Origin of the sequence: Streptococcus sp. HMSC073D05 (assembly GCF_001812015.1) — a bacterium.
In the GTDB taxonomy this organism is placed as follows: domain Bacteria; phylum Bacillota; class Bacilli; order Lactobacillales; family Streptococcaceae; genus Streptococcus; species Streptococcus parasanguinis_D.
In genome coordinates, this window is the sequence record NZ_KV807483.1 from 240738 (window position 1) to 262905 (window position 22168).

Below are 22168 nucleotides of genomic sequence, written 5' to 3' on the forward strand. Positions count from 1 at the left end.
CAACACCATCAACACCGCTAACACCGCCAACACCACCAACACCACCAACATCACCAACGCCACCAGCTCCGGCACTCCCTGAAACTGGTGAAGTACAGTCAGCATCTGCTGTATTGTTAGGTGCTGCATTTGGTATGGTTGGTCTTGTGGGGATTGTGAAACGCAAAAAAGTTGAAGATTAAAGTTGATATGATCCCTATAAATTAATTAAAGAGTCAAAAATGGATGTTCATATTTGAAAATCTATATTATACAGTTTTCTAATCTTTGATTAATAGATATATATCAATGTTTATAGACATTCAAGAGAACTCTCTTGGATGTCTTTTTTTGTTTCGCTTAAACATTTTAAAACGATGGAAAATCGCATAATAGCAGTACTTATCAGAGTTTCATCGTGTAGTCGTCAAATATCTAAAGCTGCGATATTACTATTTTTGAGAAGGTTTGTATGCATTCTAAATGCACCAAAAATGGTTCGTTTTTTATGCTATAATAGGAAATAATTAAAGCAGTGCTTTTTTCTTGGAGAGGATATTAAAGTATAACATCAATAGATGATCTAACCAAATTTGGGCCTGCAAAGATTGGTGATATTTTACAAAATCGTCAATTTCGATAGACTGAATAGATTGTATCAGAGAGAAGTGTAAGTTTTTATGCAGTGAGGATTTAAGGTACACAGTAAGGGAAATGTATGAGAAAAATTTTAATTGGGCTAACTCCACCTACCTGTTTGATAGCTGATCTAGTAAGTTACCATATAAGCAAAGATGGACTTCTAAATGTCAGAGTCCTACGTCCATTCAATAGAATAACAAACATGACAAAGAACACCCAACACCCTTCGGGGGTGTTCTTTTTGTATAACTGAATTTGAAGCAAACAAAAACCCACCCTATCTTCCACGGTCAAACATGACTGTAGAAAATAGAGTGGGTCTAGGATGTTAAAGACTATTTGTCGTCTTTATGAAAGATATTTTTAACGCCCTTGATAGCTCCTTCAACAGCTTCTTTTGCATCTTCAGCAACTTCTTTTGCTTTTGAAGCAACTTTTTCAGCAGTGCCTTCAGCTTCTGTTTTTTTATCGCCGGTTAATTTACCGAAGCCTTCTTTAACAGAGCCTTTTACTTGGTTCAATTTTTCTTCTAATGACATAGCGTCACCTCCATGAAGTTAGTCGTTTATTTCTCTGAATGCAATACTGTTGATTTAAAAAAATATTCGTCTCAGATTAGAATGAGTATATTCTTTTTAAAATGGAAAGTCAAATTTTTGCTACGGTATTCTAAATACAGGATTGCCTCCTGATCCGATTGCGAATGATGAGCGACCAGTCAGTCAGGACATTTAGTTTTTCGATCAAAGAGTTGAAACGAAAGAAGCAAAAACTTTTCTGTCTCCAATGAAATAAATGGTATAATGGTCGTGAATGGAGACATCGTAACGCTGTTTTTTGAAAAAGAGAAGATAAATATGAAAAGAATCCTTACAACCTACCCTGTTATCAGTACTTTAGCTCTAATCTGTTTATCGCTCGGCCTATTGACTTCCTTTTATGGGGAAACTATGTATGACCTATTGGCTTTTCATTCAAAGCCGGTGTATGGTTGGCAATATGTCAGTGGGACCCTGATGCACGGTAGTAAAGGAGCACCTATCTGGTTTTTATGGGTCCATTTGTTGTTAAATGGACTCATGATCCTTCCCTTCGGAGGACTGCTAGAAAGAAAAAGAGGCTCCAGACAAGTTTTGATCGTTTTTGTGACGGCGATAGTCCTCTCTTCCATTGTTTTTCACCTCTTAACCCAGGGGCAGGACATTCAGGCAACAGGAATCTCTGCTGTAGGATACGCCTTTGTGACCGGAGGAGTCATGCTCCTGCCAAACGTGTGGAAAGAATTTTCACGCACCGTAAAACTGTTTTATCTATTCTTAATTTTTCTATCTGGCCTCATGCTCTTACCAGCAATCACCGGATGGATCTCAACACTATTGCATCTTTCAGGGATTGTGAGTTATCTATTGGTCTTTATTGGAAGTAAAGACTTGAAGGGAAGGAGCTAACTATTAAGACAGCTCCTCAGTATGGTTTTCATCGTACTTCCTTGACTCTTCCTCTACCGCGCCGTATAATATTCTATATCAATGAAGAAATCACCTTTTGTCATTGTGCAAAGGGTGATTTTATAACGAAAAAAGGAGACACAATGGGGTATATCTCTACAATCAAAACAGCTGTTCAGCTCTTTCCTTTTTTTGCATTTTTGCTGACCTTGCCCTACATGATTTTGAATTATCGAAAATATGGTTCGGTCAATAAATTGCGGGTGCTGATTTTCTATTCTTTTATGCTTTACTTGATGACGGTCTATCTGCTGGTGATTTTGCCTCTGCCGGATCCAAGTAAGATTCATACTAGCTACTCGGAAATGGTCAATCTCCATCCCTTTGCTTTTGTGGTGGATTTTTTCAAGGAGAGCCCCTTTGATTTAGCGCAGACTGGTACTTGGATTCAAGCCCTTAAGCATCCAACTTTTTATGTGCCTGCCTTTAATGTCCTGATGTTGATTCCTTTTGGGATGTATCTACGCTATTATTTCAAGTGTGGTTTTAAGAAAACGATTCTCCTAACAGCCCTCTTTAGTCTCTTTTTGGAACTGACCCAGTTATCAGGTCTCTATTTTCTGTATCCGGGTCCTTACCGCCTAGCAGATGTCGATGATATTATTCAAAATACCACTGGTGGTGGAGTAGGCTATTTTCTCGGTTGGTTCCTGGTTTGGTTATTGCCGACAAGAGACGAAATTGACGAGCATTCTTTCCGAGTAGGAACCAGAGTATCTGGTTTCCGGATAGGTCTTGCCTTCTTGATCGACTTTGTGATGCTATCCTTGCTTTACGCGGTAATCGAGCGTTTAGAGACGATTCCTTATGTAGCGGTTTTGGTTGTCTATTTTGCCTTGATTCCTTTGTGGCGTGGCAAAACCTTGGGAATGGCTTTGTTGAAATTCCGCTTGCATTTTGACAAGCAAAAATGGCTTCGCACCATCTGGAGGGGAATCCTGGTAGTAGGTTATTTCTATCTGATTCCTCAAGGGTTGTTCTATTTGATTTCGCTCTTGAATAGCGATTTGACGGACAATTCCCTCTTAACCCTGTCCATGATTTTATTGCTCTTCTTTATGCTTTTATTGTACCTGATTCTCACTCTTGCTATCGTCTTGCTCAATCGTCGCTTTCCGTTTGATCGTCTAGCTGGGGTTGAGTATGAGAGTACGGTGCGCGTGAAGAAAGAGATCCTAAAGGATGAAACTGAATCGTCAAATTAGAGAGAGTGGGACAGAAATCGGTAATTCGTTAGAATTCGATTTCGTTGTCCCACCTCCGCACAGTTGAGAACGGCGATTTTAAGGGGATTGTGCTACAATGGAAGCAAATAGATAGAATGGAGCAGTGAAATGAAAGCAATTATTACAGTCGTTGGAAAAGACCAAAAAGGAATCGTAGCGGGTGTTGCAACGAAAGTGGCAGAATTAGGACTCAATATCGATGATATCTCTCAAACTGTATTGGATGAATACTTTACCATGATGGCGGTCGTATCGTCAGATGAGAAAAAAGATTTCACCCAGCTCCGTTCAGAGTTGGAAGAATTCGGTCAGTCTCTTCATGTAAAAATCAATATCCAAAGCGCAGCGATTTTTGATGCCATGCACAATTTGTAAGATAGGGGTTGAAAATATATGGACATTAAACAGGTAACAGAAACCATTGCCATGATTGAGGAGCAGAACTTCGATGTTCGGACTATCACCATGGGGATTTCGCTTCTAGATTGTATTGATCCGGATATCGAAAAGGCAGCAGAAAAAGTCTACCATAAGATTGTGACAAAGGCCAAAGACTTGGTAGCTGTGGGGGATGAGATCGCGGCAGAACTTGGCATTCCAATTGTGAATAAACGGGTTTCAGTCACTCCGATTTCTATTATCGGAGCTGCAACAGATGCGACAGATTATGTACCCTTTGCCAAGGCACTAGATCGTGCGGCCAAAGAAGTTGGGGTCAACTTTATCGGTGGCTTCTCAGCTCTGGTTCAAAAAGGCTACCAAAAGGGGGATGAAATCCTCATTAATTCTATTCCTCGCGCCCTTGCAGAGACGGATTTTGTCTGCTCTTCAGTCAATATTGGATCGACCAAGACAGGGATCAATATGACAGCTGTCCGAGATATGGGTCGTATCATTAAAGAAGCATCCCAAGCAGATCCAATGGGGCCTGGTAAGCTCGTGGTCTTTGCTAATGCAGTAGAAGATAATCCCTTTATGGCGGGAGCCTTCCATGGTGTCGGTGAAGCGGATGTCGTCATCAACGTTGGGGTTTCAGGACCTGGTGTCGTCCAACGGGCGATCGAAAAAGTTCCAGGCGCTAGCTTTGATGTATTGGCTGAAACGGTCAAGAAGACAGCTTTCAAAATCACCCGTGTCGGACAATTAGTTGGTCAAATGGCTAGTGAACGTCTCGGTGTTGAGTTTGGAATTGTTGACTTGTCCCTTGCTCCAACACCAGCTATTGGGGACTCTGTAGCCCGTGTCCTTGAAGCGATGGGGCTTGAAGTGGTAGGAACCCACGGGACAACAGCAGCCCTAGCTCTTCTCAATGACCAAGTGAAAAAAGGTGGCATCATGGCTTGTAACCAAGTCGGTGGGTTGTCAGGTGCTTTCATTCCGGTCTCAGAAGATGAAGGGATGATTGCGGCGGTCCAATCCGGTCATATCAACCTGGAAAAATTGGAAGCCATGACAGCCATCTGCTCGGTTGGTCTGGATATGATTGCTATCCCAGCTGATACTCCAGATACAACCATTGCGGCCATGATCGCCGATGAAGCAGCTATCGGGGTCATTAACCAAAAGACAACAGCCGTTCGGATCATTCCTTATGGCAAGGAAGGCGATATGTTAGAGCTTGGTGGACTTCTTGGGTCTGCTCCGGTAATGAAGGTCAACAAGGCTTCGTCAGCTGATTTCATTGCCCGTGGTGGTCAAATTCCAGCTCCGGTTCATAGCTTTAAAAACTAAGAGAAATCTAGTATAATAGTAGAAAATAGAAAAGTCTGTGATGATGAAGCTCCAGACTTTTTTCTTGCAAAAGGAGACAAGATGGCTAAAACAAGATTATTTGTGATTCGTCATGGGAGAACCATGTTTAATACCATTGGCCGTGCTCAAGGCTGGTCCGATACACCCTTGACAGCAGAAGGAGAACGAGGGATTCAAGCTCTAGGAATCGGCTTGCGTGAGTCCGGTTTGGAGTTTACTCGAGCTTATTCCAGTGATTCAGGCCGTGCCATTCAGACTATGGGGATCATTCTCGATGAATTGGGCTTGAAAGACCAGATTCCTTATCGCTTTGACAAACGGATCCGCGAATGGTGTTTTGGAAGTTTTGATGGTGCCTATGGAGGGGAGCTCTTTCATGGTGTCGTGCCGCGCGTGCTGGATGTGGAGGATTATAAGACCTTGACCTTGGAAGACTTGGCCAATGGCATTTGCCAAGTGGACACAGCAAATTGGGCTGAACCTTGGGAAGTCTTGAAAAGCCGAATCCTAGAAGGTTTTGAAGCCATCGCCAAAGAAGTAGAAGAAAATGGTGGAGGCAATGCCTTGGTGGTCAGCCATAGTTGGACCATTCAGACCTTAGTCTGCTTGGTCGAAGGAAAACCAAATCTCAATCTGCCTCTTTCAAATGGTAGTGTTACTCTTGTAGAATATGAAGATGGAAAATTGACGGTTAAGGGGATTGGAGATAGCAGTTACCGTGAGGTCGGTGAAAGCTTGCAAGAATCCTAGTCCATAATGAAAGGCTGACCCTTTGGTCATGGCCTTTTCTTTTTCTCAAAACTTGTAAGAGCTTTCCTACTTTCTTTTTGCAAAAAATGATATAATGAAAGAGATACATACGGAGGTAATACAATGACAAAAACCAGATTATATATTGCTCGTCATGGAAAAACCATGTTTAATACCATTGGGCGGGCACAGGGCTGGTCAGACACTCCGCTGACAGAAGCAGGAGAGCGTGGAATTCGAGAATTAGGACTTGGTCTCAAGGAAGCTGGGCTTTCTTTTGAAGAGGCTGTTTCGAGTGATTCTGGACGCACCATTCAAACCATGGGAATTATTCTTCAAGAACTTGGTCTGACAGGAAAAATCCCTTATCGTTATGACAAACGGATCCGCGAGTGGTGTTTTGGTAGTTTTGACGGTGCTTATGATGGTGATCTCTTTATGGGGGTCTTACCTCGTGTCTTTAAGGTCGATGATTTCCATCAGTTGAGCCTAATGGAGTTAGCAGAAGGAATCGTCGAAGTGGATACCACGGGATGGGCTGAATCCTGGGGAGCCTTGAGTAGTCGGATCAAAGAAGGTTTTGAAGCCATCGCAAAAGAGGTAGAAGCAGCTGGCGGCGGCAATGCTATTGTGGTCAGCCACGGCATGACCATTACGACCTTGATTTATCTCATCGATCCAAAAGCGGTCGAAGAATTGGTCTTGGACAACGGAAGCGTGACGGTTTTGGCTTATGAAGATGGTGCTTTCAGTATTGAAAAGATTGGGGATCTGTCCTATCGTAAGGTTGGAGCAAAACTTCTAGAGGGTGGCCATGACGAATAAGTATAGACGCGCAAGAAAAAAACGTAAGAAATGGTGGCCTTACCTATTGAGTTTCTTTCTTCTTGTGGTCCTTGGATCGGGAATTGGTGCTTACTTAGCGAAGCCAAGCTTGTTTTCAGGGCTTCAGTTTTGGAAGGCTAAAAAAACAGCTGTAACGACTCCCTCTTCTTCTAAGAAAAAGAAAGAAAAATCAGATTTACCAGCCGTTTCGACAAAAGACTGGCAGTTGATCTTGGTTAATCGTGACAATGTGAAGCCTGAGCTGAACCCACAATTGACAGATGTGGATGCTATCAAAGTGGATAGTCGGATTGTAGAACCAACTCGTCAATTTTTAGAAGCGGCTCGAAAAATTGCCCCAGAAGAAACCTTGATATCAGGCTATCGAAGTGTGGCCGAGCAAACAGAGCTCTATAATGAGCGTGTTGTGCAACTAGAGGCTAGTGGTCTTTCGCACGAAGAAGCTGAAAAGCAGGTGCAGACCCAGGTACAGGTCCCTGGTGCGAGTGAACACCAGACGGGGCTTGCGATTGATATGAGTGTCGAAGCGGGTCAAAGTGATGAGTTGGGCATGCAGTTGGCTGCCATCGCACCGCAATATGGCTTTGTCCTTCGCTACCCAGATGGGAAGAGCAACATCACGGGTGTGAATTTTGAGAATTGGCATTTCCGTTATGTTGGCGTAGAAAATGCTCAGTATATGGCCAACCATCAGCTAGTATTGGAAGAATATATTCAGCTATTGAAAAAAGCTGGTAAATAGGAGGAGATTCACTTCTCTAGGTCTTAAGAATGATTTTTAGCACTCTTTGAAAAAGAGTGCTAATTTTTTGGTTTTTTCTCTTGACTTTCTTTTGGATGGGTGTATAATAGAATCATGGTTTAGCACTTGAGTGTTTAGAGTGCTAAAAATGAAAGAGAGGTGAGGTCATGGTTACAGAACGTCAAAATGAGATTCTTAATCTTGTTGTCGATATCTTTACCAAGACCCACGAACCAGTCGGTTCAAAAGCGCTACAAGATGTCATTCAATCCAGTAGTGCGACCATCCGAAACGACATGGCTGCCCTCGAAAAGCAAGGCTTACTAGAAAAGGCCCACACTTCGAGTGGCCGCATGCCTAGCCGAGCTGGTTTTCAATATTTTGTTCAGAACTCGCTGGATCTAGAGTTGATTGATGAGCAAGATGTCTACCAGGTGGTGAAGGCCTTTGATTTCGAAGCATTTAAGTTAGACGATATCTTGGATGCTACGGCCAAGTTACTAGCCCAGATGACGGGTTACACTGCAGTGATTCAGGATGTTGAACCGACACGTCAGCGCTTGACTGGTTTTGAGATTGTTCCATTATCCAACCACGATGCCTTGGCGGTTCTGACCTTGGATGAATCAAAGCCTGTCACCGTCCAGTTTGCCATACCAAAGAATTTCTTAACCAGTGACTTGGAAATTTTCCACCAGCTGGTTCAAGAACGCTTCATTGGAAATACGGTCTTGGATATCCACTACCGCTTGCGGACGGAGATTCCACAGATTGTACAGCGCTATTTCAAGACGACAGACAATGTGCTGGATCTCTTTGATTACGTCTTCTCGCAACTGTTTCAAGAACTGGTCTTTGTAGAAGGAAAGGTTTCATCATTAACCTACGCCGATCTTCAGACCTATCAGTTCTTAGATAATCCCCAACATGTAGCCTTGGAGTTGCGAGGGGGGATGCCAGAAGACCAAATGACCCAGATCCTAGTTGCAGACTCCCAAGAGAAGGCCTTGAAAAATGTGACGGTGATTAGTCACAAGTTCCTGGTTCCTTATCGTGGGATGGCCCTCATGCATGTGATCGGTCCCGTAGAGATGGACTACAGGCGTGTGATTAGCCTGGTCAATGTCATCGGACGGGTACTGGTTATGAAGTTGACGGATTACTACCGTTACCTCAACAGCAACCATTATGAAGTAAATTAAGATCAAATGAAAGGGGTGTATGCCTTGACAGAAGATATCAAAAAAGAAGACGTGAAAGAAGAGGAAGTTGCCCAAACAGCTGAAGAAGTTGTAGAGGAAAGCAACCAACCTTCTGAGTTAGAAGAAGCACAAGCGCGTGCCGAAGAATTTGAAAATAAATACCTTCGTGCTCATGCAGAAATGCAAAACATTCAGCGCCGTGCCAATGAAGAACGTCAACAATTACAAAAATACCGTAGCCAAGATTTGGCAAAAGCGATCTTACCATCACTGGACAACCTCGAACGTGCCCTTGCCGTAGAAGGGTTGACAGATGATGTGAAGAAGGGCTTGGAAATGGTCCAAGAAAGTTTGGTACATGCCCTGAAAGAAGAAGGAATCGAAGAAATTCCAGCGGACGGAGCCTTTGACCATAACTACCACATGGCCATCCAAACCTTACCTGCAGATGATGAACATCCAGCAGACACCATCGCACAAGTCTTCCAAAAAGGCTACAAACTCCATGACCGCATCCTTCGCCCAGCCATGGTAGTGGTTTATAACTAGGCTGTCTTGTCCGAAACGACACTAAACTATGAAAGAAAGATTAACATTGGTTCGGCTTTGCCAATAGTGAGCGAAGCGAACCAAAGGCGATGCTCTTCGCCGTGGCGCTATATGCGCAAACTTTGAGACTCTAGGCTCAAAGTTTAGTCAAAGAGATTGACGAAGTCAAACTCTGACGGCGCCGCCACTTAAGAAGAGTATCAAAAGGAAAATTAAATTAAAAAAGAGGAAAAAATAATGAGCAAAATTATCGGTATTGACTTAGGTACAACAAACTCAGCAGTAGCAGTTCTTGAAGGAACTGAATCAAAAATTATCGCAAACCCAGAAGGAAACCGTACAACTCCATCTGTAGTGTCTTTTAAAAACGGTGAAATCATCGTTGGTGACGCTGCAAAACGTCAAGCAGTAACAAACCCAGATACAGTGATCTCTATCAAGTCTAAGATGGGAACTTCTGAAAAAGTTTCTGCTAACGGGAAAGAATACACTCCACAAGAAATCTCAGCGATGATTCTTCAATACTTGAAAGGTTACGCGGAAGACTACCTTGGTGAAAAAGTAACCAAAGCTGTTATCACAGTTCCGGCTTACTTCAACGATGCACAACGTCAAGCAACTAAAGACGCTGGTAAAATCGCTGGTCTTGAAGTAGAACGTATCGTCAACGAACCAACAGCAGCAGCTCTTGCTTACGGTTTGGATAAGACTGATAAAGAAGAAAAAATCTTGGTATTCGACCTTGGTGGTGGTACATTCGACGTATCTATCCTTGAATTGGGTGATGGTGTCTTTGATGTATTGGCGACTGCAGGGGATAATAAACTCGGTGGTGACGACTTTGACCAAAAAATCATCGACTACATGGTTGAAGAATTCAAGAAAGAAAATGGTATCGACTTGTCAACAGACAAGATGGCGCTTCAACGTTTGAAAGACGCAGCTGAAAAAGCGAAGAAAGACCTTTCTGGTGTGACTTCAACTCAAATCAGCTTGCCGTTCATCACTGCAGGAGCTGCTGGACCTCTTCACTTGGAAATGACTTTGACTCGTGCGAAATTCGACGATTTGACTCGTGATCTTGTAGAACGTACAAAAACTCCAGTTCGTCAAGCCCTTTCAGATGCAGGTTTGAGCTTGTCAGATATCGACGAAGTCATCCTTGTCGGTGGTTCGACTCGTATTCCTGCCGTTGTAGAAGCTGTTAAAGCTGAAACTGGTAAAGAACCAAACAAATCAGTGAACCCTGACGAAGTTGTGGCTATGGGTGCTGCGATCCAAGGTGGTGTGATCACTGGTGACGTGAAAGACGTTGTCCTTCTTGACGTAACGCCATTGTCACTTGGTATCGAAACAATGGGTGGAGTCTTCACAAAATTGATCGACCGCAACACAACCATTCCAACATCTAAATCACAAGTCTTCTCAACTGCAGCAGATAACCAACCAGCCGTTGATATCCACGTTCTTCAAGGGGAACGCCCAATGGCAGCAGATAACAAGACTCTTGGACGCTTCCAATTGACTGATATCCCAGCTGCACCTCGTGGTATCCCACAAATTGAAGTAACATTTGACATCGACAAGAACGGTATCGTATCTGTTAAAGCGAAAGATCTTGGAACTCAAAAAGAACAAACAATTGTTATCCAATCAAACTCAGGTTTGACAGACGAAGAAATCGACCGCATGATGAAAGATGCAGAAGCAAACGCTGAAGCAGATAAGAAACGTAAAGAAGAAGTTGACCTTCGTAACGAAGTAGACCAAGCTATCTTTGCGACTGAAAAAACCATCAAAGAAACTGAAGGCAAAGGCTTTGATGCAGAACGTGACGCAGCTCAAGCAGGACTTGATGATCTTAAGAAAGCTCAAGAATCAGGTAACCTTGAAGAAATGAAAGCGAAACTTGAAGCCTTGAACGAAAAAGCACAAGCATTGGCTGTTAAGCTTTACGAACAAGCTGCAGCAGCGCAACAAGCACAAGCAGGAGCAGAAGGCGCACAAGCAACAGGCAACGCAGGCGACGACGTCGTAGACGGAGAGTTTACAGAAAAATAAGATGCAAAGTCCGTTAAAACCTCACAGTGAAAATAGGAAATCTGACGCAGAAACTTTAGTTTCTAGAAAGATTTATCTTTTTCACCAAGAGGTTAGGGCGTGCTCAATTCAGCATTACTAGTTTGATTTTTAAAACTTAAACTAGTAAGTATAAAAAGAAATCCAGAGGTTGCAACCCAGCCTCTGTTTTTCGGTAAAATAGAGGATGTTGCTTATGAAAAAAGTACTTTGTATCATTTATCCTAATTTTTCTCTTTATGAGATAACTGCTTTAACGAGTACTTTAGCTCTGTCTTTTAATGTTACGATTGATTATGCTGCTTCAGATCATTCGATGGTGGTCTCTGAGGATGGCTTACCCTGTCAACCAACGAAAACACTAGATCAAATCCGTATTGAAGAGTATTCTTGCGTGATTTTGCCAGGAATGGTCAACATAGGACCTGCCCTACAGGATGAGAAATTGATTTCGTTCTTGAGGGACCTTGGTGAGCAAGATATCCTAATTGCAGCCATTTCTTCAGCGCCTCTTTTATTAGCGAAAGCAGGTCTGTTGAAGGCCACGAAATTTACAGGTGGAATTTGGCAAAACTTCTTTGATTATTTTGAATTTCTTCCACGTGAGAATTTCCAGCCCAAACTGGTTGTGCAAGATAAACAGATCATTACGGCTATCGGTTTTGCCCATCAAGAGTATGCAAGAAGAGTGATTCTAAGTTTAGGCTTGGCAGCTAATACGGACAACTATTTTAAAGAACGAAACGACTACTCAGAAGAGGATTTGATATTTACTCTATCAGACCAAGAGTTTGATCAAGTGAAGCGAAGTATAGAAAACAGCCTCTAAAGATTACATGAAAATTATAGAAAGGAACAAAGAGTGTTCGGGGAATTGAACCCGAGCGGAAAGCTTGGAAATTAGATAAACCGCCTAAGAAATCAGGATTTCTTGTCGGTTTCCTAAATTTCAGTCGCTTTCTGTTCGCTCTTAGTATCTTGTATGAACAATACTGAATTTTATGACCGTTTGGGCGTTTCAAAGAATGCATCTCAGGATGAGATCAAGAAAGCCTATCGGAAATTATCTAAAAAATATCACCCAGATATCAACAAGGAGCCTGGTGCTGAGGAAAAGTACAAGGAAGTTCAAGAAGCTTATGAGATTTTGAGTGACGAACAAAAACGGGCTGCTTATGACCAATATGGTGCTGCGGGTGCCAATGGTGGCTTCGGTGGCGGAGCAGGTGGTTTTGGTGGCTTTGATGGTGCTGGTTTTGGTGGCTTTGAAGACATCTTCTCTAGCTTCTTTGGTGGTGGTGCAAGTCGTAATCCAAATGCACCTCGTCAAGGGGATGACCTCCAATACCGCGTCAATCTCAAGTTTGAAGAAGCGATTTTTGGTGCAGAAAAAGAAGTCAAGTACCATCGGGAAGCTAGCTGTCATACCTGCCATGGTTCTGGGGCTAAGCCAGGGACTAGTCCGGTGACCTGTGGACGCTGTCATGGTTCTGGAGTCATCAATGTGGATACGCAGACCCCTCTTGGTATGATGCGCCGTCAAGTGACCTGTGATGTCTGTCATGGTCGTGGTCAAGAAATCAAAGATCCATGTACGACTTGTCGTGGAACAGGTCATGAAAAACAAGCTCATAGCGTGAATGTCAAGATTCCTGCCGGAGTTGAAACGGGTCAACAAATCCGCTTAGCTGGTCAAGGAGAAGCTGGCTTTAACGGTGGACCTTATGGTGACTTGTATGTCGTTGTCAATGTTGAGCCGAGCGATCGCTTCGAACGAGATGGCTCAACCATATACTACAAGTTAGACTTGAACTTTGTCCAAGCAGCTCTTGGAGATACGGTCCATGTGCCAACTGTTCACGGAGATGTCGATTTGGTCATTCCTGAAGGAACCCAAACCGGTAAGAAATTCCGCCTCCGTGGGAAAGGGGCTCCAAGCTTACGTGGTGGTGCGATGGGAGATCAATATGTATCTGTCAATGTCGTCACCCCAACTGGTTTAAATGACAAGCAAAAAGAAGCCCTTCAAGCCTTTGCGGAAGCAAGTGATTTGAAGGTCAACCCAAAGAAAAAAGGGTTCTTTGACAAGGTCAAAGATGCTTTAGATGATTTATAAGAATGAACGAGTTTCCTTTTGAGTAAGGGGCTCGTTTTATTTTGGATCGAATCCAAGAACTTCCTCTCCTAATTAAAGAATAATGAGAAGCCTCATTGAATTTATTAAGATATCGTGGTAAATTTAAGAAAACGATTACAAAGACGATTTAGGAGGTCCTGATGAAATCACATCAACCACGTTATGCGATTCGCAAGTATGCAGTAGGAGCTGCTTCGGTGCTCATAGGATTTTTTGCTGGTGCTCATGTTGTAGCGGCCGATACGTCGAGCGTTACAGACAGTCCTTCAACGACAGTTCCAACGCAGCCAAGCGAGGGTGAGTCAACGATTTCTCTTAATGAGGAAGCTTCTCAGCCAACAGTAGAAAAACCAACGGCTCCTGCCCCAATCGTCGATCAAAGTCAACCGACACTGCCTGATCGTGAATTGCGGGTATCAGATCTTGACCGTTTGATTCGCGAAGAAGCAAGTTCTGTCGCAGAGTCGGATGTGGCAGCTCAACCAGCGACAGCAGCGACGGAAACACCTACTAAAGATCCTGATCAGGAAGAAAAATTAGCCAAGAAAAAGATTGTATCGATTGATGCCGGTCGCAAGTACTTCTCACCAGACCAAATCAAGGAAATCATTGATGAAGCAAGTAAGACGGGTTATACAGACTTGCATCTTCTAGTTGGAAATGATGGTTTGCGCTTTGTGCTGGATGACATGTCTTTGAAAGTGGGAGATACTTCTTATTCTAGCCAAGCCGTGACAGATGCGGTTGAAAAAGGGACGAAGGCTTATTACGATGATCCGAACGGGACAGCCTTGACCCAGGCTCAAATGGATGATATTTTAGCCTACGCCAAATCGAAGAAAGTAGGTGTCATCCCAACCATTAATAGTCCAGGTCACATGGATGCGATTCTGACAGCCATGGAACAATTGGGGATCGAAAACCCTCACTTTAATTACTTTGGCACTAAAAAATCAGCCCGGACAGTTGATTTGGACAACCAAAAAGCCTTAGACTTTACCAAGGCTTTGGTAGACAAGTATGCGGCTTATTTCAGCGGCAAGGCAGATATTTTCAATATCGGTTTGGATGAATATGCCAACGATGCTACAGATGCCCATGGTTGGCAGGTTCTCCAAGCCAGCAAGCATTGGCCAGGTGAAGGCTATCCAGAAAAAGGCTATGAAAAATTCATTCAATACGCCAATGATCTAGCAGCTATTGTGAAAAAACACAAGATGAAACCAATGGCCTTTAATGACGGAATCTACTACAATGGTGATACTTCCTATGGCACTTTTGACAAGGATATCATTGTCTCCTACTGGACAGGTGGCTGGAACGGCTATGATGTCGCTTCTTCAAAACTCTTGTCTGAACTAGGTCATCAGATTCTTAATACCAATGATGCTTGGTATTATGTGCTTGGACGGGACAAGGCTGGATCTGGTTGGTACAACCTCGATCAAGGTCTCGAAGGAATTTCCAAGTCAGCGATTGATGTGGTTCAAAAAAATGATGGGGCTAAGGTACCTTTCATCGGTGGCATGGTAGCTGCTTGGGCAGATACGCCATCCGCAACCTACAAAAAAGACCTTCTCTTTAAGCTCATGCATGCCTTCGCGGACAAGAATGCGGACTACTTTGTTGCAGATCCTGAAGTCGTCGGAAAAGCTCTTTCAGAAGCTCCAACTGATTTGGATCACTATACACCGGAATCTCTAGTAGCCTTTACGGCAGCTAAAAAAGCATTAGAAGGGGCAGGAACAGACACGACTCGAGCAGAGGCCAAAACTTTGATCGACAATCTCAAAGCAGCTCAAGATGCTTTGGTGTATACGGAAAGCTACGCGAAAGAAGTTGCAGCAAAAGAAGCGGAAGAAAAACTTGCCATGAAGAAGGTCATCTCGATCGATGCAGGCCGCAAATACTTCTCACTGGATCAATTGAAACGGATCGTAGATAAGGCCAGTGAGTTGGGTTATTCTGACTTGCACCTCCTTGTCGGAAACGATGGTATGCGCTTCGTCCTCGATGATATGACGGTGGAAGCCAATGGCAAAACCTATGCCAGTGATGATGTGAAAAAGGCCATTTTAGAAGGCACCAAGGCCTATTACGATGATCCAAATGGTCAAGCCTTGACCCAAGCGGAAATGGATGAACTCCATGCTTATGCGACTGCGAAAGGAATCGGCTTGATTGCGGCAGTCAATAGTCCTGGACACATGGATGCTTTGTTGGTGGTCATGGAAAAATTGGGCATTGAAAATCCACAAGCCAGCTTTGATACGGTTTCAAAAACAACCATGGATTTGACCAATGAAGCAGCAGTCAACTTTACCAAAGCCTTGATTGGCAAGTACATGGACTACTTCAAAGACAAGTCTAAGATCTTTAACTACGGAACAGATGAATATGCCAATGACGCTACCAGTGCGCAAGGTTGGTATTACCTCAAGTGGTATGACCTCTATGGTAAATTTGCGGAGTATTCCAATAGTCTTGCAGCCATGGCGCGTGAAAAAGGCTTGCAGCCAATGGCCTTTAACGATGGCTTCTATTATGGAGATGAAGATGATGTCGCCTTTGACAAGGACGTCTTGATTTCATATTGGTCTAAGGGATGGTGGGGCTATAACCTCGCATCTCCACAGTATTTGGCAGATAAGGGGTATAAATTCCTTAACACCAACGGAGACTGGTACTATGTTTTGGGCCACAAAGGTGATCAAAGTTATCCGCTCGAAAAAGCTATCCAAAATACAGAAACTGTTCCATTTGAACAGTTAGCTTCAACCAAGTACCCTGATGTCAAATTACCGACATCCGGAAGTATGTTGGGAATTTGGGCTGATGAGCCGGCCAATGAATACAAGGAAGAAGAAGTCTTCCAGGTTATGGAAGCTTTTGCCAACCACAACAAGGACTATTTCAAGGCAGACTTCACTGCTCTTAGAAAAGCAGTTGCTACGGTGCCAACAGATCTAGCCATTTACACACCAGAATCTCGCGCAGCACTTGCGAAAGTCTTAGATAGCTTGAATTGGAATGTGAGCCGTGCTCATCAAGATCAGGTGGATCAAGAAGTGGCTGCTCTGACTCAAGCCCTTACGGGGCTCAAGCCAATCACGCAAGTAGGTAGCTTGGCTGAAAATGACGTCAAAGCCCTAGTGGAAGACAAACCAAGTCTTGACATCGTGGAGAAAGAACTTGATTTTGACCTTGTGGAACGGACCAATCCAGATCTCGCTAAAGGAGAACGCAGAGTGATCCAGGCTGGGGTTAAAGGGCAAGGTCTTGAGTATGTAGAGGTTTCGGCACTTGATCAAAGTCGAAAAGTGATCGCTACAGAAGTAGCAACAGAGCCAGTTGCAGAAATTGTTGAAGTCGGTACCAAAGAAATTGTGATCCCAACAAGCCCTTCAGTAGAAGCACCAGTGAAGTCAGACGTGCTTGTGAACAAAATGGTTCCAGATCCTTCAACACCTCAAGTGATCTCGAAGGATCAACCAGTAGCACCAGCAAATACCCCAACGCCAATTCCAGTAGCTGTGGAAAAAGAGGTTCGTTCAGAAACAGGAAACTCTAACAAGCAACTCCCAGAAACAGGAGTGGAATCTGCTCTTGGGCTCGCTTTACTAGGAGCGATCTTAGGAGCGGCAGGAATGGACTTGAAAAATAAAAAAAGAGACTGAGACCTAGTAGATTTGTAACAGGTCGAAGTTAGGAGAGTGGGACAGAAATCGGTAATTCGTTAGAATTCGATTTCGTTGTCCCACCTCCGCACAGTTGAGTAGGGCTGTAAAAGCTGATGAAATCAGCGTAGTATATCCCGCTCAACCACTGCGTCTTGCTCGACAATCCAAAAACAATTGAGAGGCCAGGACTTTTGTCCAGCCTCTTTTTGTGCTTGCAAAACTGTACCCGGACAGTTTGGTTTTTTCACTCTTGTAACCCCTTCTATATCTTGCTAAAATAGAACCATGACACGATACAAAGCAACCATTTCATATGACGGGACCTTGTTTGCAGGGTTTCAACGCCAACCGCATGCCCGTAGTGTGCAGGAAGAAATCGAAAAGACCTTGACGCGTCTCAATCAAGGAACCCCTGTTACCGTTCATGGAGCGGGGCGAACGGATTCAGGTGTCCATGCTCTTGGGCAGGTGATTCATTTTGATCTCCCCCAAGCGCGGGACGAGGAAAAGCTCCGCTTTGCCCTCGATACCCAAACCCCAGAGGATATTGATTTCATCCGAGTAGAGCAAGTAGCAGATGACTTTCACTCACGCTATAAGAAGCACAGCAAAACCTATGAATTTATCGTGGATTATGGTCGTCCCAAGAACCCCATGATGCGCCACTATGCCACCCACTATCCTTATCCTTTGGATGTGGAAAAGATGCAAGTAGCCATCCAAAAGTTGGAGGGAACCCATGATTTCACCGGTTTCACCGCTTCGGGAACCAGTGTGGAAGATAAGGTTCGTACGATTACAGAGGCTCGCTTGGTTGAGGATGCAGAACATCATCGCCTTGTCTTTACCTTTTCGGGCAATGGCTTTCTCTACAAGCAAATCCGTAATATGGTGGGAACTTTGTTGAAGATTGGAAATGATCGGATGCCGATCGAGCAGATCGATCTGATTTTGGAAAAGAAGGACCGCAATCTTGCAGGTCCTACAGCAGCGCCAAATGGCTTATATTTAAAGGAGATCCGTTATGAGTAATGAATTGATTCTAGCTATTTCAGGAAATGATATTTTTAGTGGAGGAGGTCTTCATGCAGACCTTGCAACCTATACAACCAACAAACAGCATGGTTTTGTAGCGGTGACTTGTTTGACCGCTATGACGGAGAACGGTTTTGAAGTGATTCCGGTGGATCCGACGACCTTTGCTCAACAGCTCAACTCTCTCAAGGATGTTCCTTTTTCTGCTATTAAACTCGGTCTTTTGCCAGATGTTGAAGTGGCAGACTTGGCCTTGGACTATGTCAAAGCCCATGCGGAGATCCCAGTGGTACTAGATCCTGTCTTGGTCTGCAAGGAAAGCCATGATGTGGAAGTTTCAGCTCTTCGAGACGAATTGATCAAGTTCTTCCCTTATGTGACTATCATTACGCCAAACTTACCAGAAGCTGAGATCTTGACCCAAAGCAAGATTCAATCGCTCGACGATATGAAGGAGGCAGCACGCAAGCTCCACGAATTAGGAGCAGCGAATGTCGTGGTCAAAGGGGGCAATCGTCTCAATAAAGAAAAGGCCATCGATGTCTTTTATGATGGTACAGACTTCACCGTCATTGAAGAGCCGGTCTTAGAAAAGAACAATACAGGAGCAGGTTGTACCTTTGCGTCTAGCATTTCCAGCCAGTTGGTAAAAGGGAAATCACCACTTGAAGCTGTTAAAGCCTCTAAAGACTTTGTTTTCCAAGCGATTCAACATTCAGACCAGTATGGAGTAGTACAGTATGACATCTAATCGAACTCAACTCATTGCCCGCCTCTCTATCTTGACAGCCTTGACAGTTGTACTTGGCTACTATACCAAACTTCCAACTCCGACAGGGATCGTCACCCTACTAGATCTTGGTGCCTATTTCACAGCCTTCTATTTTGGACGCAAGGAAGGTGCTATTGTAGGTGGTGTCGGAGCCTTCTTATTGGATCTGATTTCAGGCTATCCTCAGTGGATGTTCTTTAGTCTCCTCTTTCACGGGGGACAAGGTTACTTTGCTGGCTTCAAGGGCAAAGCTCGTTACCTAGGCTTGCTCCTTGCAACAGTTGTGATGGTAGGCGGTTACGCACTAGCTTCTGCCCTCTTTTTAGGCAATGGCTGGGGTGCTGCTATCTCGGACATTCCGAATAACCTCGCTCAGAATTTTGTTGGAATGGCTTTAGGCTATGTGGTCTATTATGCATTTCAAAAGAAAGGAAGCTAATTCATGGATCTGGAGCAACTGAAGAAGGATACAAAAGAAATCTTGGTAGATGTCTTGGAAAAAAGCCGTCTCCACCAAGGACAGATTCTAGTCCTCGGGATGTCTTCCAGTGAGGTTGCAGGAGGGCAAATTGGAAAGGCCTCCAACATCGACATTGCCGAAGCTATTGTCCAGACCTTGCTAGATGAGTTGAATCCAAGAGGGATTTATCTGGCGGTACAAGGATGTGAGCATCTCAATCGCGCCTTGGTGGTCGAGAGAGAATTGGCGGACAAGAAGGAGCTAGAAATCGTCAATGTCCTTCCGAGTCTCCATGCAGGAGGGGCTGGACAACTCGCAGCTTTCAAGTATTTTAAGGATCCTGTTGAGGTGGAATTTATCACAGCCCAAGCCGGGTTAGACATCGGAGATACCTCAGTAGGGATGCATGTCAAACACGTGCAAGTTCCGATTCGCCCTATCTTGCGTGAGCTAGGTGGAGCCCATGTCACAGCCCTTGCCAGTCGGCCAAAATTGATCGGTGGCGCCCGTGCTCTCTACCTCGATGATCCCATCCGAAAATCATAATCAGAACTAGCTTTTAAGGGCTAGTTTTTTTGGATGAAAAGAGAGGCAAAAACGTTTTAAAACTTGCAATTTCAAAGTTTTGTGGTAAAATTATAAGGAATGACTATATTATTTTAAGGAGAGACAGAATGTCTGTATCATTTGAAAACAAAGAAACTAACCACGGTGTATTGACTTTCACAATCAGCCAAGAGCAAATCAAACCTGCTTTGGACCGTGTGTTTGAGTCTGTTAAGAAAACCTTGAACGTACCTGGATTCCGTAAAGGTCATATTCCACGTCCAATCTTCAACCAACGTTTTGGTGAAGAAGCTCTTTACCAAGATGCTTTGAACGATCTTCTTCCAGCAGCATACGAAGCAGCTGTTAAAGAAGCTGGAATCGAAGTTGTAGCACAACCAACTTTCGATGTTGTATCTATGGAAAAAGGTCAAGACTGGACATTGACAGCAGCTGTTGTCACAAAACCTGAAGTAAAATTGGGTGCTTACAAAGACCTTGAAGTGTCAGTAGAAGTTTCTAAAGAAGTAACAGACGCTGATGTGGATGCTCGTATCGAACGCGAACGCAACAACTTGGCTGAATTGGTTGTTAAAGAAGGTGCTGCTGCAGAAGGTGACACAGTTGTGATCGACTTCGTAGGTTCTATCGACGGTGTTGAATTCGACGGTGGTAAAGGTGACAACTTCTCACTTGGACTTGGTTCAGGTCAATTCATCCCAGGTTTCGAAGACCAATTGGTTGGACACTCTGCTGGTGAAACAGTTGACGTGATCGTAACATTCCCAGAAGACTACCAAGCAGCTGATCTTGCAGGTAAAGAAGCGAAATTCGTGACAACGATCCACGAAGTAAAAGCAAAAGAAGTACCAGCTCTTGACGATGAATTGGCAAAAGACATCGACGAAGAAGTTGAAACTCTTGCTGAATTGAAAGAAAAATACCGCAAAGAATTGGCAGAAGCTAAAGAAGAAGCATACAACGATGCAGTAGAAGCAGCAGCAATCGATCTTGCCGTTGAAAACGCTGAAATCGTTGAACTTCCAGAAGAAATGATCCACGAAGAAGTACACCGTTCAATCAACGAATTCCTTGGAAACATGCAACGTCAAGGTATCTCACCTGAAATGTACTTCCAAATCACTGGAACAACTCAAGAAGATCTTCACAAACAATACGAAGCAGAAGCTGAAAGCCGTACGAAGACAAACCTTGTGGTTGAAGCAGTAGCAAAAGCAGAAGGCTTCGAAGCAACTGAAGAAGAAATCAACGCTGAAATCGAACAATTGGCAGCAGATTACAACATGCCAGTTGAACAAGTTCGCAACCTTCTTTCACCAGAAATGTTGAAACATGATATCACAGTGAAGAAAGCAGTGAACGTAATCACAAGCACAGCAAAAGTAAAATAATTGAGAAAAAAGAAGAGCCTTGAGGCTCTTCTTTTTTCTGATTTCATGGAGAATCCTGGAATTTTCCTTTGACGAAAGGGGAAATTTATCGTACAATAGAGTGTAACGATAAAATGCGTGATAGATTTAGTGACGAGAAGTTTTCAATCTGTCATTGAGGATAGGATGAGGTTTAAGACCGGATCCTTCTCCATTTAGGAAATGAAACATAAGGAGATTTACCCTTGGAATTAGAAGTATTTGCTGGACAAGAAAAAAGTGAACTTTCTATGATTGAAGTGGCGCGTGCGATTTTAGAATTACGCGGACGTGACCATGAAATGTACTTTAGCGATCTTGTAAATGAAATTCAAAATTACCTTGAAAAATCAAACAGCGAGATCCGTGAAGCTCTTCCATTGTTCTACACAGAATTGAATGTAGATGGAAGCTTTATCCCACTTGGAGATAACAAATGGGGCCTTCGTTCATGGTATGCCATCGATGAAGTTGATGAGGAAATCATCGCTCTTGAAGAAACAGACGAAGACGAAACTCCTAAGAAACGGAAGAAAAAACGTGTCAATGCCTTCATGGATGGAGACGAAGATGCGATCGACTACAACGATGATGATCCAGAAGACGAAGAAGTTTACGAAGCAGATCCAGCTCTTTCATATGATGAAGAAAATCCAGATGATGAAAAGAGTGAAGTCGAAGCTTACGATGCTGAAATCAATGAAATCGTACCAGATGATTTGGGTGAGGAAGTTGAATTAAGCGAAGAAGACGACGAAGAAGAGGATGCTGAAGACGAGGAAGAAGAATAAATCATAAGAAGAGGCTGGGACAAAAGTCCTAGCCTCTCAATT

At 43.6% G+C, this 22168-nt stretch carries 21 protein-coding genes; 20 read left to right on the forward strand and 1 reads right to left on the reverse strand.

Annotation, left to right across the window (positions count from 1 at the left end):
- A partial coding sequence (locus HMPREF2832_RS02325) for an LPXTG cell wall anchor domain-containing protein (protein WP_148131342.1) occupies positions 1–182 on the forward strand: 182 nt, incomplete at its 5' end.
- Between the two features lie 774 nt (positions 183–956).
- Here HMPREF2832_RS02325 and HMPREF2832_RS02330 read toward each other — a convergent pair.
- Positions 957–1160 carry a CsbD family protein gene (locus HMPREF2832_RS02330; protein WP_003016236.1) on the reverse strand — a complete coding sequence of 68 codons (204 nt, stop codon included), beginning with the start codon at positions 1158–1160 and terminating at the stop codon, positions 957–959.
- A gap of 318 nt (positions 1161–1478) precedes the next feature.
- Between HMPREF2832_RS02330 and HMPREF2832_RS02335 the strand changes: the two genes are divergently transcribed.
- The 19 genes from HMPREF2832_RS02335 (at position 1479) to rpoE (ending at position 22126) form a co-directional block, all read left to right on the forward strand.
- Entirely contained in the window at positions 1479–2069 is a 591-nt protein-coding gene (locus HMPREF2832_RS02335; RefSeq protein WP_070505459.1) for a rhomboid family intramembrane serine protease, read from the forward strand.
- Positions 2070–2212: 143 nt separating this feature from the next.
- The gene (locus HMPREF2832_RS02340; RefSeq protein WP_049497627.1) at positions 2213–3334 is read left to right on the forward strand and encodes a VanZ family protein; all 1122 of its coding nucleotides are present in this window, start codon (positions 2213–2215) and stop codon (positions 3332–3334) included.
- 129 nt (positions 3335–3463) lie between these two features.
- On the forward strand, positions 3464–3730 hold the full coding sequence (locus tag HMPREF2832_RS02345) for an ACT domain-containing protein (protein WP_003004214.1): 267 nt from the start codon (positions 3464–3466) through the stop codon (positions 3728–3730).
- 18 nt (positions 3731–3748) lie between these two features.
- A complete protein-coding gene (locus HMPREF2832_RS02350; protein WP_049497629.1) occupies positions 3749–5086 on the forward strand; it encodes a PFL family protein in 1338 nt (445 codons plus the stop codon).
- A gap of 81 nt (positions 5087–5167) precedes the next feature.
- Entirely contained in the window at positions 5168–5857 is a 690-nt protein-coding gene (locus HMPREF2832_RS02355; protein ID WP_049497630.1) for a histidine phosphatase family protein, read from the forward strand.
- Between the two features lie 123 nt (positions 5858–5980).
- Positions 5981–6682 (forward strand): histidine phosphatase family protein, encoded by a 702-nt coding sequence (locus HMPREF2832_RS02360; protein ID WP_045759108.1) that lies wholly within the window; start codon positions 5981–5983, stop codon positions 6680–6682.
- Positions 6672–7445: a M15 family metallopeptidase gene (locus HMPREF2832_RS02365; RefSeq protein WP_049497634.1), complete on the forward strand. Its 774-nt coding sequence runs from the start codon at positions 6672–6674 to the stop codon at positions 7443–7445. The genes HMPREF2832_RS02360 and HMPREF2832_RS02365 overlap by 11 nt, the downstream gene beginning before the upstream one ends.
- Positions 7446–7612: 167 nt before the next feature.
- Positions 7613–8647 (forward strand): heat-inducible transcriptional repressor HrcA, encoded by a 1035-nt coding sequence (hrcA, locus tag HMPREF2832_RS02370; RefSeq protein WP_070505425.1) that lies wholly within the window; start codon positions 7613–7615, stop codon positions 8645–8647.
- A 24-nt stretch (positions 8648–8671) separates the two neighbouring features.
- Positions 8672–9196, forward strand: a complete 525-nt coding sequence (grpE, locus tag HMPREF2832_RS02375; protein ID WP_306790306.1) for a nucleotide exchange factor GrpE — start codon at positions 8672–8674, stop codon at positions 9194–9196.
- 237 nt (positions 9197–9433) lie between these two features.
- Positions 9434–11257, forward strand: a complete 1824-nt coding sequence (dnaK, locus tag HMPREF2832_RS02380; RefSeq protein ID WP_049497638.1) for a molecular chaperone DnaK — start codon at positions 9434–9436, stop codon at positions 11255–11257.
- A gap of 214 nt (positions 11258–11471) precedes the next feature.
- Positions 11472–12104, forward strand: a complete 633-nt coding sequence (locus HMPREF2832_RS02385; RefSeq protein ID WP_049497640.1) for a DJ-1/PfpI family protein — start codon at positions 11472–11474, stop codon at positions 12102–12104.
- 153 nt (positions 12105–12257) lie between these two features.
- Positions 12258–13391 (forward strand): molecular chaperone DnaJ, encoded by a 1134-nt coding sequence (gene dnaJ, locus HMPREF2832_RS02390; RefSeq protein WP_070505427.1) that lies wholly within the window; start codon positions 12258–12260, stop codon positions 13389–13391.
- Between the two features lie 161 nt (positions 13392–13552).
- A complete protein-coding gene (locus HMPREF2832_RS02395; protein WP_070505429.1) occupies positions 13553–17089 on the forward strand; it encodes a family 20 glycosylhydrolase in 3537 nt (1178 codons plus the stop codon).
- Positions 17090–17377: 288 nt separating this feature from the next.
- Complete coding sequence (truA, locus tag HMPREF2832_RS02400; protein WP_049491364.1) at positions 17378–18124, forward strand: tRNA pseudouridine(38-40) synthase TruA; 747 nt, start codon at positions 17378–17380, stop codon at positions 18122–18124.
- Positions 18117–18878 (forward strand): bifunctional hydroxymethylpyrimidine kinase/phosphomethylpyrimidine kinase, encoded by a 762-nt coding sequence (locus tag HMPREF2832_RS02405; protein ID WP_070505430.1) that lies wholly within the window; start codon positions 18117–18119, stop codon positions 18876–18878. Before truA ends, HMPREF2832_RS02405 begins: the two co-directional genes overlap by 8 nt.
- Positions 18868–19338 carry an ECF transporter S component gene (locus HMPREF2832_RS02410; protein WP_003017988.1) on the forward strand — a complete coding sequence of 157 codons (471 nt, stop codon included), beginning with the start codon at positions 18868–18870 and terminating at the stop codon, positions 19336–19338. Before HMPREF2832_RS02405 ends, HMPREF2832_RS02410 begins: the two co-directional genes overlap by 11 nt.
- 3 nt (positions 19339–19341) lie before the next feature.
- A complete protein-coding gene (locus HMPREF2832_RS02415) occupies positions 19342–19905 on the forward strand; it encodes a TIGR01440 family protein (protein WP_070505432.1) in 564 nt (187 codons plus the stop codon).
- Positions 19906–20033: 128 nt separating this feature from the next.
- Complete coding sequence (tig, locus tag HMPREF2832_RS02420; protein ID WP_045763953.1) at positions 20034–21317, forward strand: trigger factor; 1284 nt, start codon at positions 20034–20036, stop codon at positions 21315–21317.
- Positions 21318–21541: 224 nt separating this feature from the next.
- A complete protein-coding gene (rpoE, locus tag HMPREF2832_RS02425; protein ID WP_003004516.1) occupies positions 21542–22126 on the forward strand; it encodes a DNA-directed RNA polymerase subunit delta in 585 nt (194 codons plus the stop codon).
- Positions 22127–22168 lie beyond the last annotated feature (42 nt).